This is a genomic window from Helicobacter monodelphidis, from assembly GCF_003288845.1.
Classification (GTDB): Bacteria; Campylobacterota; Campylobacteria; order Campylobacterales; family Helicobacteraceae; genus NHYN01.
In genome coordinates, this window is sequence record NZ_NHYN01000007.1 from 1 (window position 1) to 16,227 (window position 16,227).

Annotated in this window: 17 protein-coding genes; 7 read left to right on the forward strand and 10 right to left on the reverse strand. The window is 36.0% G+C overall.

The features are described 5' to 3' along the window. From CCZ01_RS04410 to CCZ01_RS04450, 8 genes are all read right to left on the reverse strand, one after another. The coding region (locus tag CCZ01_RS04410) for a PBECR3 domain-containing polyvalent protein (protein ID WP_458692856.1) at nt 1-702 on the reverse strand (702 nt) is incomplete at its 3' end. 316 nt (nt 703-1,018) lie between these two features. After that, nucleotides 1,019-1,813: a formate dehydrogenase accessory sulfurtransferase FdhD gene (gene fdhD / locus CCZ01_RS04420; RefSeq protein WP_112052025.1), complete on the reverse strand. Its 795-nt coding sequence runs from the start codon at nt 1,811-1,813 to the stop codon at nt 1,019-1,021. Continuing rightward, nucleotides 1,810-2,703, reverse strand: a complete 894-nt coding sequence (locus CCZ01_RS04425) for a formate dehydrogenase subunit gamma (protein WP_112052026.1) — start codon at nt 2,701-2,703, stop codon at nt 1,810-1,812. The genes fdhD and CCZ01_RS04425 overlap by 4 nt, the downstream gene beginning before the upstream one ends. 9 nt (nt 2,704-2,712) lie before the next feature. Next, complete coding sequence (fdh3B, locus tag CCZ01_RS04430) at nt 2,713-3,351, reverse strand: formate dehydrogenase FDH3 subunit beta (RefSeq protein WP_112052092.1); 639 nt, start codon at nt 3,349-3,351, stop codon at nt 2,713-2,715. Between the two features lie 17 nt (nt 3,352-3,368). Then, nucleotides 3,369-6,182 (reverse strand): molybdopterin-dependent oxidoreductase, encoded by a 2,814-nt coding sequence (locus CCZ01_RS04435; RefSeq protein WP_112052027.1) that lies wholly within the window; start codon nt 6,180-6,182, stop codon nt 3,369-3,371. A gap of 93 nt (nt 6,183-6,275) precedes the next feature. After that, a complete protein-coding gene (locus tag CCZ01_RS04440) occupies nt 6,276-6,476 on the reverse strand; it encodes a twin-arginine translocation signal domain-containing protein (protein ID WP_112052028.1) in 201 nt (66 codons plus the stop codon). 75 nt (nt 6,477-6,551) lie between these two features. Further along, nucleotides 6,552-7,184: a TorD/DmsD family molecular chaperone gene (locus tag CCZ01_RS04445; RefSeq protein ID WP_112052029.1), complete on the reverse strand. Its 633-nt coding sequence runs from the start codon at nt 7,182-7,184 to the stop codon at nt 6,552-6,554. Further along, on the reverse strand, nt 7,181-8,839 hold the full coding sequence (locus tag CCZ01_RS04450; protein WP_112052030.1) for a (4Fe-4S)-binding protein: 1,659 nt from the start codon (nt 8,837-8,839) through the stop codon (nt 7,181-7,183). The genes CCZ01_RS04445 and CCZ01_RS04450 overlap by 4 nt, the downstream gene beginning before the upstream one ends. A 200-nt stretch (nt 8,840-9,039) precedes the next feature. Here CCZ01_RS04450 and CCZ01_RS04455 point away from each other — a divergent pair, with 200 nt between their 5' ends. From CCZ01_RS04455 to CCZ01_RS04485, 7 genes are read left to right on the forward strand one after another with little or no spacing between them, the layout of a single operon-like run. Further along, a complete protein-coding gene (locus CCZ01_RS04455) occupies nt 9,040-10,062 on the forward strand; it encodes an alanine racemase (RefSeq protein ID WP_112052031.1) in 1,023 nt (340 codons plus the stop codon). Next, complete coding sequence (locus CCZ01_RS04460; protein ID WP_181566313.1) at nt 10,059-10,439, forward strand: hypothetical protein; 381 nt, start codon at nt 10,059-10,061, stop codon at nt 10,437-10,439. The genes CCZ01_RS04455 and CCZ01_RS04460 overlap by 4 nt, the downstream gene beginning before the upstream one ends. Beyond that, nucleotides 10,436-11,656 carry an ABC transporter permease gene (locus tag CCZ01_RS04465; RefSeq protein ID WP_112052032.1) on the forward strand — a complete coding sequence of 407 codons (1,221 nt, stop codon included), beginning with the start codon at nt 10,436-10,438 and terminating at the stop codon, nt 11,654-11,656. The genes CCZ01_RS04460 and CCZ01_RS04465 overlap by 4 nt, the downstream gene beginning before the upstream one ends. Before the next feature lie 8 nt (nt 11,657-11,664). Further along, entirely contained in the window at nt 11,665-12,342 is a 678-nt protein-coding gene (locus tag CCZ01_RS04470; RefSeq protein ID WP_112052033.1) for an AzlC family ABC transporter permease, read from the forward strand. Beyond that, a complete protein-coding gene (locus CCZ01_RS04475; protein WP_112052034.1) occupies nt 12,339-12,656 on the forward strand; it encodes a branched-chain amino acid transporter permease in 318 nt (105 codons plus the stop codon). Before CCZ01_RS04470 ends, CCZ01_RS04475 begins: the two co-directional genes overlap by 4 nt. 9 nt (nt 12,657-12,665) lie before the next feature. Continuing rightward, a complete protein-coding gene (locus tag CCZ01_RS04480; RefSeq protein ID WP_112052035.1) occupies nt 12,666-14,045 on the forward strand; it encodes a C40 family peptidase in 1,380 nt (459 codons plus the stop codon). Continuing rightward, entirely contained in the window at nt 14,042-14,722 is a 681-nt protein-coding gene (locus tag CCZ01_RS04485) for a metal ABC transporter ATP-binding protein (RefSeq protein WP_112052036.1), read from the forward strand. Before CCZ01_RS04480 ends, CCZ01_RS04485 begins: the two co-directional genes overlap by 4 nt. 238 nt (nt 14,723-14,960) lie before the next feature. On the opposite strand, the gene CCZ01_RS04490 is transcribed toward CCZ01_RS04485, so the two are convergent. Both CCZ01_RS04490 and CCZ01_RS04495 read right to left on the reverse strand, forming a co-directional pair. Then, complete coding sequence (locus CCZ01_RS04490) at nt 14,961-15,599, reverse strand: gamma-glutamyl-CDP-amidate hydrolase (RefSeq protein WP_112052037.1); 639 nt, start codon at nt 15,597-15,599, stop codon at nt 14,961-14,963. After that, nucleotides 15,600-16,217, reverse strand: a complete 618-nt coding sequence (locus tag CCZ01_RS04495; RefSeq protein ID WP_112052038.1) for a hypothetical protein — start codon at nt 16,215-16,217, stop codon at nt 15,600-15,602. Nucleotides 16,218-16,227: the final 10 nt, after the last annotated feature.

Sequence of the window (16,227 nt, forward strand, 5' to 3'; positions counted from 1 at the left end):
AGAGATGTTTGCTTGTATATCTTTTAAAAATTCATTTCTATTTTCTTGTATGATTGCATCATTGATTTTCTTTTCTAAAGATACACTAAAATGCTCTTTTAAGGGTTTAAACTCTAAATTATCAAAAAACTCATCATCGCTAGAGTTTAAAAGTCTTTGTAGATAGAATTCGCTCATTTCCGCACTTTGTTTTATTTCGTTTTCAAAGCTTTGTCTTACTTCAGTAAAAAGCTGTTCTTTAAACTTCGCATATTTTGCTGTGAAATCTTGCAAATTTAACGAATCTGCGGTATAATCTATTTTGCTAAGGCTTTGATTGTGGGAAGTCCCGCCTTGAATTTGGTCAAGGTTGTGCGTTGCACTCGCCACTTTGTCTTTGCTATCTTTGCTTTGACTGGGGAATGCCTTAGCATTTTTATACAATACTTCATTATTAATATTTCCATTTTGTTTCCATGCTGTTACAAGTTTTAATTTATTTCTACCTTGTTTAACCTCCTCAATCGCTATAAAATGTCCATTGATTTGTTTAGCGTAGATGATAGAGTTATTCTTTGTTAATACGCGTTTATCGTAGTTTTGTGCAATACTAGGATAAAATTCTAAAATCTCGTCTATATTTTTAAAAGGAATATTTGCACTATTAAAATCTACATTAAGTTTCTTTAAATAATATTCATTCTTACTTTCTTTTACACCCATAACCCAAAGTGATGGGAAGGGGATATCAAAAAGTGAAATTCTCTACAAAAGATTAGATACAGATATTTGTTATATGCTACCTTTCAGAATAATGGAGAAATATTAGGTATAAGAATCGCTACAACGGGAAGAGTAACAAGAGATTTTATCTCCGCAAAGGGAAGCAGTTATGAAAAAACTCCACAATACTTTAGTTAGTTAACGGCTAAAAATCTTGACTATGATACGAAATTGTTAATCGGTAGATTTTTCAGCTTAGAGCAACAATAAAAAGATATGACTGCTGACGAATAATATTTATATATATATATATATATTACATTTGTATTCTTTCAGAGTGCGTGTAGATATTATATCGTTCTCCACGTGCAAAACCAATAAGGGTAATACCTAACTCTTCAGCCGCTTGAATACCCTGAAAAGTTGCTGCAGCCTTTGAAATAATAATAGGAACACGATGCATTACAGCCTTAACCACCATTTCTAAAGAAAGTCTTCCGCTCACAAAAAGCACAGAATTCGCCGTATCTAACTTTTGCAGATACGCCTTACCCATAACCTTATCAATAGCATTATGACGTCCAATATCCTCGCTCACAAGGCTTATTTCCGGAAGAATAAGCATAGCTTTATGCACACAACCACTTGCCTCAAACAAGGGAGTGGGTCGCTGAAACTCACGCATTTGCTGTTCAATAAAATCCAACGAAATAATGTAAGACGAATCAATATAACGCTTTCGAAGAATACTAGAAGAATGTGTATCTAAATTCCCACTCACACCAACGCAACAACCAGAAGTCAAGGTTTTTTCCACAAAAAGCTGATTGAGAGCGTCCTCATCAATATCTGCATCCAAAAAAACGCTTAAGCCATCATCAGAAATGCGTAAATCCTCTACTTCATTTAAATCAGAAATCACACCTTCAGCAATCAAGAAGCCCAATAAATGGGCATCTTGTTCATAAGGGATTGTCATCACCGAAAGAAGCTTTGTACCATTAAGATAAAAAGCAACTCTTTCCTCAGCGATAACCTGATCATTCTGTATGAAGCATTGATTCTTGCAGATATGTTTAATTGATAAATCTTTTAAGAATACTTTACTCACACTTTTCCTAATTTTTTTATTTCTTCATAGTAATAACTATGCAAAATTGCAATTTCCTCTTCACCCATATTACCATTGAGAATCGATCCTAAGGCTCCCTCAATTGCAAATACAGACATATAAATATGGGTAATCAGTAAAGCAATAATAATAAAACCAACAACATTATGCACAATAGCTAACACACGTAAGGTATCCAAATCACTTGCCTGAAAAAACAAGAATGCACCTGAAATCACCATACAAGCACCACCTAAAGTCGCAACCCAAAACCACATTTTTTGTCCTGCATTAAATTTTCCTGCAGGAATTGGGCGATTCTCTTTACTGAGATACCCACCCATAATCATAAACCATTTAATGTCATAAGTACGCGGCAAAGAATCCTTAAACCACATTAAAAACATTAAAATCCCGAAAGGAGCAAAGATACAAGTTGCAATCGCATGAACATCGCGTGCAAACTTAACAAAATTTCCCCCACCTAATTTATCTCCAAAGACCATCACCAAGCCAGTTAAACAAATCATCACAAACGGAATGGCAGTAAACCAATGGACAAAAATATTATAAGAACTAAAAACCTTAATACTCTTTCCATGCTGGAATTTTCTTTGCCCAATCAAAATATAATGCCCTAAGAATGCCAAAGGAACACAAATGATAATTGCCAAGAATATGGAAGAGAAATAATTTGCTTGCAAAAAAGTAAATAATTCTCCCCAACCTGTACCATCTCCAAGCCCCCAATCACGAATCGCCTCAACTTGTTTTAGACCATAGATATCGTAATTTGTCTTGTCGACATAAACCTCCTCATTTCCTTGAGTCGTTGATTCAGCAAACAAAAGAGCTAATCCTAAAGGTAGGGTTGTTAAAAGTTTTTTCATCACCCCTCCTTAATCATTATAGGCTGTTTTCCAAACATTCGGAATTGCCACAGAGATATTTGTCCCCCTTGTTTGTGCACGTTGTGTAATAATATTGCTGACTTCTTCACCACTACCTGCTAAAAGTGCTTTTGTGCTACACATACTTGCACACATAGGAACTTTTCCTTCAGCAATACGATTCTGCCCATAAAGGCGATATTCTTCATCGCTATGAGTCTCTTCTGGTCCTCCAGCACAAAATGTACATTTATCCATTGTACCTCTTGCACCAAATACCCCTGTTTTTGGGAATTGTGGAGCACCGAAAGGACATGCATAAAGACAATATCCACAACCAATACAAATCTTTTTATCATGCAAAACAACGCCATCTTCACGGATATAAAAGCAGTCAACAGGACAAACCTGTGCACAAGGTGCATCAGAACAGTGCATACATGCAATACTTACAGAGGCTTCCTGTCCAACAACTCCCTCATTGAGGGTAACAACACGACGACGATTAACGCCAACTGGGAGTTGATGGGCTTCTTTACAAGCCACATCACAACCATGACAATCAATACAACGATTTGTATCACAATAGAATTTAATTCTTGCTTGAGATTCTATCGTTAAGCCTCCAATAGTGGCTTTTGTATTCATTTCTTCCATATTCCCTCCTATGCTTTCTCAACGCGACACAATCCGCTTTTTGTCTCTGGACAAGCAGTGTTGTAATCATAGCCATAGCCGACAACTAAACTTGCAGCTTCACCAATTGCATAGGGTTTTGTACCTTCTGGATAGCGGTCAAGTAAGCTTTTACCACTGTATACACCCGAAAAATTTTGAGGCAAGAATACACTTCCTTCATCAACGCGGAACGAATGCTTTGCTTTAACAAAAATTTTAGTCCCCTTAACGCCATACACCCAGCAATTATCACCATCATTAATACCCAATTTAAAGGCAGTATTAGGATGAATTTCCACAAACATAGTGTGATAAATCTCAGCAAGATATTTAGCACTTCTTGTCTCTGTTCCTGTTCCCATATGTGCAACAAGACGTCCAGTCAATAGGTTAAGCGGATAATCTTTTAGCCAATCATGGTTTTGTTCACTTTCATAACGCACATTTGCACGGAAGTGATCCTTTTTGTCTGGAAATGTTGGGTATTTACCCACAAGATCTTGGCGGATAGAATGCAAGGGTTCACGGTGTTTTGGCATTTTGTCATACCACTGCCATACTACCATACGTGCTTTTCCATTCCCATAAGGACAAAGTCCTGCTTCAAGTGCTTTATCAACAAGAATATTTGTCGTACCTGTCGCAAAAGTTGTGCCTTCAACCGCTGCCCTTTCTTCATCGCTAAGAGTCACTCCAAGCACAGATTCAATATTTGCAGCCGTAATCGCTGGATGCCCTCCAACTTGTGCATTTGGTAGAGTACGTTCACTAAGAAGACTTGTGCCATCTGGTGCTTCTGTCCCCCAATTAACACGGAATCCCATTCCTCCTTCCATTACTGGAATAGTATCATCATACATTATAGGAGTTCCAGGATGTTTCTCGCTCCAACAAGGCCATGGAAGTCCATAAAAAGAACCTTTCATATCACCAAGCCCTTCAAGGGTAATTTTATCAAACATATGCCAATTATCGCATTGATCTTTTAAACGTTTTGCACTCATACCCTGCAAGGCAATAGAACGAATAGATTGACACATTTCTGTAGTAGCATCGTCTGGCCAAATAAATTCATCACGTCCCTCGCTTTTTGCAATACGATATAAAGAGCGTTGGAATTCCTCCTTGAATCCAAGCTTATCTGCCAGACCAAAAAGAATATCATGATCTTCTTTGCATTCAAACAAAGGATTCATTACTTTATAACGCCACTGATAAGCACGATTTGTAGCTGCAACAGAACCGCTACTTTCCATTTGAGAGGCAGCTGGAAGCAAGAATAAATTATCCGTTCTATCTGTAATAACAGCCGCATCATTCACATAAGGATCAATAAACACGACTAACTCTAGCTTATCTAATGCTTCTTTTGTCGCGTCAAGCACAGAAGTTGTTGAAATTCCATTCCCGATCACAACAAGTGCTTTAAGTGCCGTATCACCATTATTTGCAAAATTCTCCTCATCGATCACACCAAAACGCCAAGTTGAAAGTGCATAACCGGTTTTCTCCATTAATGCCTTACTTTTAAAACGCGAAAGCATCCAATCATACTCGATATCCCAATGCTTACAGAAATGTTTCCAAGGTCCTTCACCTAAGCCATAATAGCCCGGTAATGTATCAGAAAGATTCCCCATATCACTTGCACCTTGCACATTATCATGCCCACGCAAAATATTCACACCACCACCAACTTTTCCAATATTACCCATTACTAATTGCAAAATAGGAAGAATCCTAGTATTGTTTGTTCCTGTTGTGTGCTGTGTTTGCCCTTGATTCCAAATCAAACTAGCAGGTTTAGCAGAAGCCATTTCTTCAGCGATGTGTGCAAGATCTTTAGCTGGAATACCTGTAATGTTTGCAACTTCTTCTAAAGGATAATTTTCTGCTTCTTTAAAAATCTCCTCATAACCGTACACACGCTCCTTTAGATAAGGAATATCTGCAAGATTATTCTTAGCAATATGATTAATTAAGCCATATGCAAATGCCACATCTGTTCCACTGCGGATTCTATGAAATTCATCACATTTTGCGGCAGTTTTGCTGAAATGTGGGTCAATACAAACAAGTTTTGCACCTTTTTCTTTAGCACGCAAAATATGCACCATACCGACAGGGTGATTAACCGCTGGATTTGCTCCGATAATCAAAATATACTTTGAAAACTGCATATCACCAAGATGGTTTGACATTCCACCATACCCAAATGTATTCGCCACACCGGCGACTGTTGGTGAGTGTCAAATTCTAGCTTGATGGTCGATATTGTTTGTACCAAACAATGCAGCAAATTTACGGATATAATAACTCTGTTCATTGCTGACTTTTGCAGAACCGATAAACATAACGCTATCTGGTCCGTATTTCTCACGAATATTCTTGAGTTGGCTACCAACTTTATCAAATGCCTGCTCCCAATTAATACGTTCCCATTTTCCACCCACTTTTTCTAGCGGATAACGCAAACGTGTTTCACTATGAGCACGGTCAATCATATCTGCACCTTTACAACAATGCCCACCTTGAGAAACAGGGTGATCTTGTGCAACCTCTTGTCTCACCCACACACCATCAACAACCTCCGCAACAATACCACAACCAACAGAGCAATGAGTACAGATGGTTTTGATTTTTTGTGCATTTGGATAACGTTCTTTTAGCTCCTGTTTATTTGCAGGACGCAATGCTTTAGAATCCTCCGCACCAAAAAGCTGCGTTGTGCCAAGCACACCAGCAAGGGCAGACATTTTCAAAAAAGCACGGCGATGACTACGATTTGTTTTTTCTCGCATACTCTTTCCTTTCACTATAAATACTAAGCGACGAATCGCAAACTTTTTTTATAAGAATCTTATTAAATTTACTGATTCTCTACATAAAAACACCTACTTTGCAACCGAATAATAAAGTTCCCAATGTGGAGATTTTTGATATAAAACCTCCGTTTTTTTGGATTTCTTATTACTTAAATGCGAAAGCCTCTCTCCTGAACAGCCTGTTAAAATAGCCGCACCCGCAGCAATTGTTACAGAACCTTTAGCAGCTTTCTTCAGAAACTCTCTTCTTGTTGAATCTTGTTTCTTCATTAATTATCCCCTTTCTTTAGGATCGTTGGGGTATCCCCCCTCTAAGGCTTCCTTGAAACCTTAGAGCGAAAAACCTCAAAGCTTTAATTTTAAAAAATCTTCCTCAAACGCGATAAAAACTTCTAAAATTTTTCCAAGATTCATATAAAATGAATGTTCGCTTTGCTGAAGACTATGGGCAATTTCAAATCCAAAAGGTGCAATAAATGAGGAGAACAGCTCAACTTGCAAAGATTCTTCTATTTCATCTTTATGTGCAATGATATACCCCATCAACAACATCAAGAATCCAAAATGCTCCTCACTTTCTTTACAAAAATCTGTGTTCATACGAACGGGTAGTTTACGAAAAAACTGTCGGATATCTAAAAGTATACTTCCTGCAACATTTCCCTCTGCATAATGAGACAAAATCAAATGTACCTGCTTAGAATGTGGGGAAAGGATAAATAAGTCTGTATATTCCTGTTTAAATTCACTAAGACTTTTTTGTTGCAAGAATGTCAACAAGCACGTATAGGATTCTGATAAATCTTCATCTAAAGGTGCTTGGACCATTAATTCTAAGATAGAAGTAAATTGATTATAGCTTTCATCAAGCAAATCGTATAAAAAAAGTCTCGAAAAAAAATCATAGTATAAACAACGCGAAATATCAATATTTCCAAGATTATTATCTTGAAACTGCATTTGTCTTAGTTGCTTCATAGCATTCCTTTAGTCATAATCCGCACCTTACAATCAGGACAACACAAAAGAGTGCGTATTTTTTGCTCATCATTTCCAAACTTTGGGGCAAGCATATCATAGACTTTACTAATAGATTGCGTTGTTGCAAATGCCGTTCCACATTCGACACACTTAAAAGGCTCATCTTTGGCAAGAATGCGTTCATTAAACCAAGTTTCATTTAAAGGAATCCCATTTCTTTCTAAAATCATCACATTTTCAGGACACGAAAGCAGACAATATTCACAGGTCGTGCATAGAGAAGGATTAAAAATTAAGGTGTAATTCTGTTCATTTGCACTCAACGCACCAACATTACATGCCCCAACACAACTTAAACATAGGGTGCAGCCTTCTTTCAGATGAATCTCGCCATAGCGAAAATGCTGATAAGAAGGAAGGTGTCCAAGATTCTTATCTTTAATCAAATAACGCATTCTTTCTGCAAAAATGGCACGATTATGTTCGGTTTTACGATGGGCATAAAAATACCTAGCTCCCTCAATACCCCGCAATCGCTCTGTGGTTTGCTGTAAGGCAGTAGGGCTATCCACAAGATAGATACCTTGTTCATAATATGCCCTCTGCGTAAGAGTATTCACAATCTCGATGGAATCTTTAAGAAGCTGCGTTGGACTCTCTTTATAAATGGCAATACTGCAACCGCTTTCTTGAATACAGCTTAACAGATAGAGAGGATTAAGGGCATTAATTTGATGCACCACCAAAGGCAAAATGGATTCATCAAAGGTAAAAGAATGACTATCTAAGGCATCAAAAGATTCCTCATCAATAAGTAAAATTTTAACATCACGATAAAGCTTAAGAATATTAAAAAACAACTCACGCGGAAACTCATTAAATTCAATCGAACCTGTTGGGCACACAGAAAGACACACTCCGCATTCCACACAATCGATATTGGAAAAATATAATTTTTTCTCCTCATCATCATTAAAAATCCCAAGCGTTGGACAAGCCTCTGCACATGCACAACAACATTTTTCACGCCGATTCTCATACTGACAATGTGCTGTATCAAAATGGATGATATCATGATAATAAAATCCCTGCACACGTTCCTTTAGTGTTTGGAGCAAAGCTTGTGCATCATCAAAATCAGCAGCACTCTCAATTCCTTTGTAACGCAATAAATCCAAAACATCCACAAAGAGGACACCCTGTCCATATTGCCTTGTCGTCTCATCACTAAAAAGAAGAGAAAACGAACCTAACTGCCCTTGAACAGAAAGCACCTTAGAGGGTTCTAAAAGTACAGAATCAAAACCATTTTGGTTAGCATAAAGACAGAAATCACTCGCTTCCTCCCCTTCCCCTAAAACAAACAACGATGGAGGAACTTGAAGTTGTTTATCTGATTCTAAATTATCAAAACTCATTTCCCTCGCTCGATAAAGAATCTCAATATTTTTAGCATCTGCATTCTTTGTGTGCTGGAGGTAAAAATTAACCTCTGGTGCAAGAATATAAGCGTGTTGTGTAGGGACATTAGAAACAATAAAAGGTTCTTGGCTAGAATCTAAAGATTCTAATTCGCGAGGGCTTAGGCATTGCAATGAATGGGGTAAACAATATTCGTCCAAACGAGATGAAACAAATAAAAATGCAGACATTGAAAATCCTTACAAAAAACCTCAAACTTGAACAGAGGCATTTATTCTGAGTAAAATAAAAATTTTTTCACATTGATAACTCTAATTTATATTGTGATTGTAAAACATTCAATAAAAAATCAAGCTTAATTTTTTGAGAATTTTCAAACTTAATCTTATATGCGGTATAATTGTTACTGAAAGAGACAAAAATAAGGAATATGATGGCATACATTCTCATTGACAAAAAAGCGTTTTTTTTTAACATTTCCCTTTTGCAAACGAAATTTTCCAAACAAAAAGTTGGCTTGGTTATCAAAGATAATGCCTATGGACATGGCTTAGAGATTATCGCAAATCTTGCAAAAGAAGCGGGGATCACCTCTGTTTTTGTAAAAAATGCAGAAGAAGCACAAAAAATCGCTCATCTCTTTTCTCAAATAACGATTTTTTATGGTGATTATGCACCCTTAGGTGAAAATATTAACTTTGTTATGCACTCATTAGAACAACTCGCCACTTTACCTAAAAATACAAATATTGAGTTAAAAATCAATATTGGCATGAATCGAAATGGTCTTTGTGAATCCGAAGTAATAGAGGCACTTAACCTCATTAAAAAACATTCTTTAAACCTTAAAGGTGTGATGGCACATAATGGTTTTGGCGATGACTTAGGTAGTGAATTCTATACACAAAAACAACGTTTTAACAAAATTCAAGCAGAAATTCAAGAATGGGTTCACATGCATCATTTGCCTATGCCAAGATTCCACGCCCTAAGCTCTAGTGGAGCATTAAGAAGCACAGAGATTCAAGGTGATTTAATCCGTTTTGGAATTGTAGCTTATGGCTATTTAAGCACTTCGCCTTTGCTATCAGATATGGATTTTAAGCCTGTGTTATCCTTGTATGCACGAAAAATTTGTTCTAAAGCTTTAAAAAAAGGTGACCGTGTAGGCTATGGCGGACAAGGTGTCTTAGAATACAATTCAACCATTAGTAGCTATGATGTTGGTTATGGTGATGGGTTATTCCGTTGCATAGGCAATGAAGGATTATGTGCAGCAAATGGGGAAAAGATTATTGGACGGATGTCGATGGATACTCTAAGTATCTTAAGCACTCAAGACGAAATTTGTATTTTTAATGATGTGCGAGAATGGGCAAAAGCATTCAAGACAATTCCTTATGTTATTTTAACGCATTTAAATAAAGATATTCCGCGAAGAGTCAAGCCATGAAATATAGCATTATTTTTCTATTATTCTTAGGCGTTATATACCCTTGCACGGGAGATTGTAAAAGTTGCCACACAACACTTGACTTAAAGTATGATGTACGACACAAAATGATGGCTGAATGTAAAACCTGTCATACTGATGAAAAACTTGCAACAATCAATATGGGGCAAGAATCATGTGGTAATGATTGCTTTGCCTGTCATTCCACCCAAAAAATCTATTCCATCAAAACGCCTGCTCATGAAGCATTACAGGAGTGTATAACCTGTCATACCTATCTCAAAAAAGGTTCTCAAGTTTCAAACCCTATGCAAATAGATTGGCAAAAACAATTTTCTCCCTTAAGTGGGGAGATATTTAAAAAGGAAAATCAATGACAAAAAGCATCGTTAATTTTTTAGTTAGACGTTATTTAAGATTTGATAAGAATCAACCCTTTATCTCCATTACAGCAATTCTTGCATTCTTGGGTGTTGCTGTGGGTGTGATGGTACTCATTGTGGCTATGGCAATTATGAATGGATTTGATAAAGAATTTAAACGTAAACTTTTTACAATGAATTACCCCCTAACAATTTATCCGAGTCTTTATTTGGGTGTTTCTGAAAGTTTACTCAAACAATTAGAACAGAATTTTCCGCATCTGAAGTTTAGCCCTTATTTGCGTTCACAAGCCATTTCTAAAGTAGGAAATTTTATGGAAGGGGCAGTTGTTTTTGGTGTAGATTTTGAACGCGAACGGCATTTAAATAGCGTAATTGATAATGCACTAAAAGAAGGGGAGAAACAGGGAAGAATAATGGAAAATACTTTTGATATTCTCGTAGGAAAGGGGCTTGCAAGGAATTTTGAGTTAGAAATTGATTCATCTTTAATGTTAATTTTTACCCATCTACAACCTAATGGTTTGAATTTTACACCTACAATGAAACGTTTTAAGATAAGAAACTTCTTTGATTCAGGCTTAAATGCTTATGATAAAGGTTATGTTTTCACAAACATTGAAGCATTAAGATTAGTTAAAAAAACACCTCAAGGCTTATATGATGGCGTAAGAATCCAGACAAATGATGCAATGCAAGATAAACAAAAAATTCAGGAATTTTTACCAGAGGGCTACCGTGTGATTGGTTGGTGGGAACAAAATGGGAACTTTTTTGCCGCAATAGAGCTGGAAAAACATGCACTATTTATCGTGTTGATGCTAATTATTCTCATTGCCTCGTTAAATATCATCACTTCTTTATTGATGACTGTAATGAATAGGCGTAAAGAGATTGCACTTTTATTGACACTAGGAGCAACAAAAAAAGAGATTCGTTCTGCATTCTTCCGCGTTGGGGCACTCATTGGAATAAGCGGAATTATGCTGGGTTTAATTTTGGCTGCCATTTTACTATGGATACTTGCAAATTTTCCAATTATCTCCCTTCCAGCCGATGTTTATGGTAGTACAAATTTACCACTAGACTTATCAATGAGTGACTTTTTGATGATTCTTTTTGGTAGTATTGCTGTTGTGCTTTTTTCATCATTTTATCCCGCAAAAAAAGCAACAGAGGTTGACCCTCTTATTGTTTTACGCAATGAATAAGGTGCATTGTGAATCTTTCGATTTTCTTAAAAACAATTCCTGTGTTGATGGGCTATATTCCCTTAGGTGCGGCATATGGTATTCTATTTGCAACGACACTTGAATACGAATGGTATTATGGTGTTTTGATTGCAATTTTTGTTTACGCGGGAGCAGGACAATTTTTGCTTGTCTCCTTGCTTGCTACAAAAGCAGGTTATTTAGAAATTGCATTTTATACCTTTTTGCTCAATTTTCGCCATATTTTTTATGGGATTTCGTTACTTCAAGATGTAAAAAATTTCTCTTTTTGGAAAAAGCATATCATCATTTTTTGCCTTACAGATGAAACTTACGCTATCATTAAAAATAGTGATTTTTCGCCAGAAGAGAGAGAAAGAAGCTTTTTTTGGGTTGCTATTTTGGATTATCTTTATTGGATTCTTGGCTCTACAATTGGAATTTTTATAGGTAAAAGTATGGATTTTGGCTGGGAAGGTGTTGAATTCTCCTTGAGTGCTCTTTTTGTTGTGCTAACACTCTCGCTTTTGCTTAAAACTTCCAACAAACTTCCTTTTTATGTTGCCTCCATTGTTGGGTGTGCAGGAATTTTTTTACTCCCTAATCAACATATACTTTTGTATTCTATATTTATCACAATTATAATATTATTAAGTATTGAATATTTTAGAAAGAATGCCAAATGAGTGAAATTCTGTATTTAGTTATTGCGATATTTTGTGCTACTTTTGCAACCTACCTAACACGTGTTTTACCCTTTTTATTATTTCGTAACTTTAAGAATGGTGGTATTTTAGAATATCTGCAAAAAAATATGCCTTTAGCTATTTTGACACTTTTATTATTTTATAGTCTTAAAGATGCAGATTTTTCATATTATTTTGCTTACAAGGAAATTTTATCTATTTTGCTTGTAATGGGCAGTTTTTTGATATTCAAAAACCCTCTTTTAAGCATTTTTTCAGGTGTTGGATTGTATATGTTTTTGCTACGACTATAAAGGACAGAGATGAAATTTATTATTTTTATTCCATTTTTCTTTGTATTTTTAATGTTTGGTTGCTCTTCTAAAGAGTCCACCCTTACTCCACAACAAGAAAATTTGGGAGATATTAAGCATTACCCTCAAGAGGTTCGCCTTTTTTTAAAAAATCTAAATTGGGAGTTAAGTGCAAAGGCACAACAAGAATTAGCTTCAGATTATCGCACAAGAATGTTTGAAGTATGGAATCGCAAAAAACCCTTTCATACCAAAAAAGATTTACTTTTCCCAAGCTTAATTGCACAAAAAGACGCGGGTTTTGGCGAAAATAATTTACCCAATTCAACACATTTCATTAACACATTGAATGCAAATATTAACGCACAAAATTATCCCAACACATTCCAAGCGGGAATCTTAATCCAGGATACCTCCTTGAGACTCATGCCAACTTTCAAACCCAGATTCTTAGATTCAAATATCGCGGGAGAGGGTTACCCCTTCGACCATTGGCAAAATTCTTCAGCCTACGCACTCACGCCTATTTTAATTATCCACACTTCAGCGGATAAACAGTGGTTTTTTGTAGAAAGTTCTTTCGTGGGTGGATGGGTACATTCCAGTACAGTTGCATTTGTGTCTAAAAAAGACCAAAATGTAATAAAACAAGGGAAGCTCCTCGTTTCATTGCAAGAAGAAATCCCTCTTTATAGCAAAGATAAATATTTTATTGACAAAACAAGAATTGGTAAAATCTTTCTTACACCCAAAATCATACCTAATGCTAAGCAATATACCCTGCTTATCCCGACAGCAAATTTTAAAAAAGAATTAGATTGGCATAAAATTTCTGCACCAAAAGAGATTTTTGCACCCTTTCCTTTGAGATGGAATGCAAAAAATATAGAATCCGTTACACAACAACTTTTGGGACAGAAATATGGCTGGGGCGGATTATTTGAAAATCGCGATTGCTCTGCATTCTTGCGCGACATTTTTGGAACTTTTGGGATATGGTTACCGCGTAATTCAGCCGCACAGGCAACAACAAAAAATCTAACGGGGGATTTTATTTCTCTTTCTCAAATAGAACCTACCCAAAAAGAATCTATGATTATTCAAAATGGTCTTGCTTGGGGCAGTTTAATATGGCTAAAGGGACATATTATGCTTTATCTTGGAGAATATGAAGGTAAAGCAGTTGTGCTGCATAGCATTTGGGGATTAAGAACACTTGATGAAAATCAAAAAGAGGGGCGATTTGTAATTGGAGGTAGTTTGATTAGTGATTTATATTTAGGGCAGGAATTACCCAATATTGACACCAATATGTTACTAAAAGATAGAATATTGGGCATTAAAAATTTATTTTCTCCGCAACAAATTCAAGGAATAACTATTCAATGAATGCACATAAACCGCTTTTAGAATGTCAACATATCTCTTTTTGCTATGACACACAAAAAGTATTAGACAATGTATCTTTTAGCGTGAATTGTGGAGATTTTTTGGCTATCATTGGCCCTAATGGTGGTGGAAAAAGCACTCTATGTAAAATTATTGTTGGATTATCTACAGCGACAGAAGGAAGTATTTTATATGATGGGAAGAAGTCCTTTAACCCTCAATTTTTAGGCTATGTACCCCAAGAAACAACACATAATAAGAATTTCTTAATTGAAGTACTAGATGTAGTGCTAATGGGATTTTTGCGTCCTCATATCTTTGGAAATTCACTAGCAGCTTACAAAAAGGAAGCAATGGAAATTCTTAATGAATTAGGCATCGCTCATCTAAGCCATAAAAAAATTGGTGATTTGAGTGGTGGGCAACGTCAAAGGGTGTTAATTGCACGTGCTATAGTCTCCAAACCCCGCTTATTGATTCTTGATGAGCCCACCGCACATATTGACAAACAAACACAAAAAGAAATTTATCTTTACCTACAAAATTATGCAAAGAATGCCGCTGTAATGATTGTTAGCCACGATAGTAGTGTTTTAGATTTTACAAATAAAACTTTATACATTCAAGTACAAGCAACTTTGATTCAAGAAACAGATTCAGCTATGACTGATAGATAAGCAAAAGCTATCCTAAAAAAACTAAAGGTGTTCATCATTCAATAGATAACCTCCCTTATTTCAACAATACTTTTCAAACCCACCATTATCACAGGCAAAAAAATGCCTCTTGCACACTCAAGAGTTCCAATATTTTACGATTAAATCCAAAATTTTATGGAAAACTTAATTTCTTTCCTGCCTTTTTTAAAATCTGCATTAAGGTGTTATGATGCAAAATAGATTTTTGTATTCGTATTCAATATTCTTTTGTCAAAAAACTTTGCTGAAGTATTTTACAGCTAACCTCACACAAAACCTCTTCGCGTTCTATATGCCATAATATCGCAAATATAGGAAGATTATGATGCTTAAATGCCTCAATGGTCTTATCGGCACCAAAAGCTAGAGGTCGTAATTCCTTACCTAATTGCGTAATACAGAATTGATGAAAAGAGTTCACTTCAGCTTTCTTTAACCCTCCCCAAAAATCGTTAACTAAATCCACAGAATGTACACCTATATGCCCACAACAAGATTGCAATTCACTACCAAAATATTCAGCAATAAGCTGTGCACCCCTACAAACTCCAAGCAAAGGAATTTTTGTTTTTATTGCATTCTCAATAATTCTTTTTTCATAATCATCGCGTTGATAAGAAAGTGGATTTGCATTACAGGAATAGAGATCATTCCCCCCACTTAGAATAATTGCACTCAATAAGGGCATATAACTCTCAAAAGGAATCTCATAGCTCAAAGGAAGTGGCATATATGAACATAAAGGCTCACTTCTAAAAAATCTTCCCCATTCCACACTTAGACATTCGCGTCGCTCTACATAACTTGCATTCTCAACAAGTCGTTGAGTGATACCAATAAATTTCACATTCTGCATCTATAAAAGCTCGCGTCGTAAAATTGTTAAAGCTGTCTCATTTAAACCACGAAAATAATATATTTTTGAACCCTTAGGTCTTTCATTGTAATCATAAAATATCTCTGGCTTATCACATTCTTCCTTGCCATCTTCCATATCTTGGCACCATTTTACAAAATATTGGGCTAAATAAGGATCATTTGCCTGTGCAAAATACTCACTTGCATAGGAGTATGTTTTACCCTCGCCAATCTCTGGCACATAAAACACTAATGCAAATTTGCCAATAACACCATCATCGCCATACCTATCTAAATGAATCGTGAATGTTCGCCCTTTTGTCGTAATTTTTATTGCCCCATCGCCAAACCAATCCATCGCAAAATCACCGCGTGAAAATAAACCTTCACGTCCAAAATATTTTTCAAAAATCTTTTGACGCAATTCAAAATAACGTTTTCCAAAATCAAATCCTCCTGCTTCTGTCGTGTTCACATCACAATAATTTTGATACTCAATCAACAAAAATTCACTTTTTCCGACTTTAAAAGGGTGGGTAGCATTGTGCTGGTAACATTGTGGAGAAGCAGACAATAAAAACGCACAGAAAAAAATAAATAAAGAGAAAAATTTCATTAAGTGAATG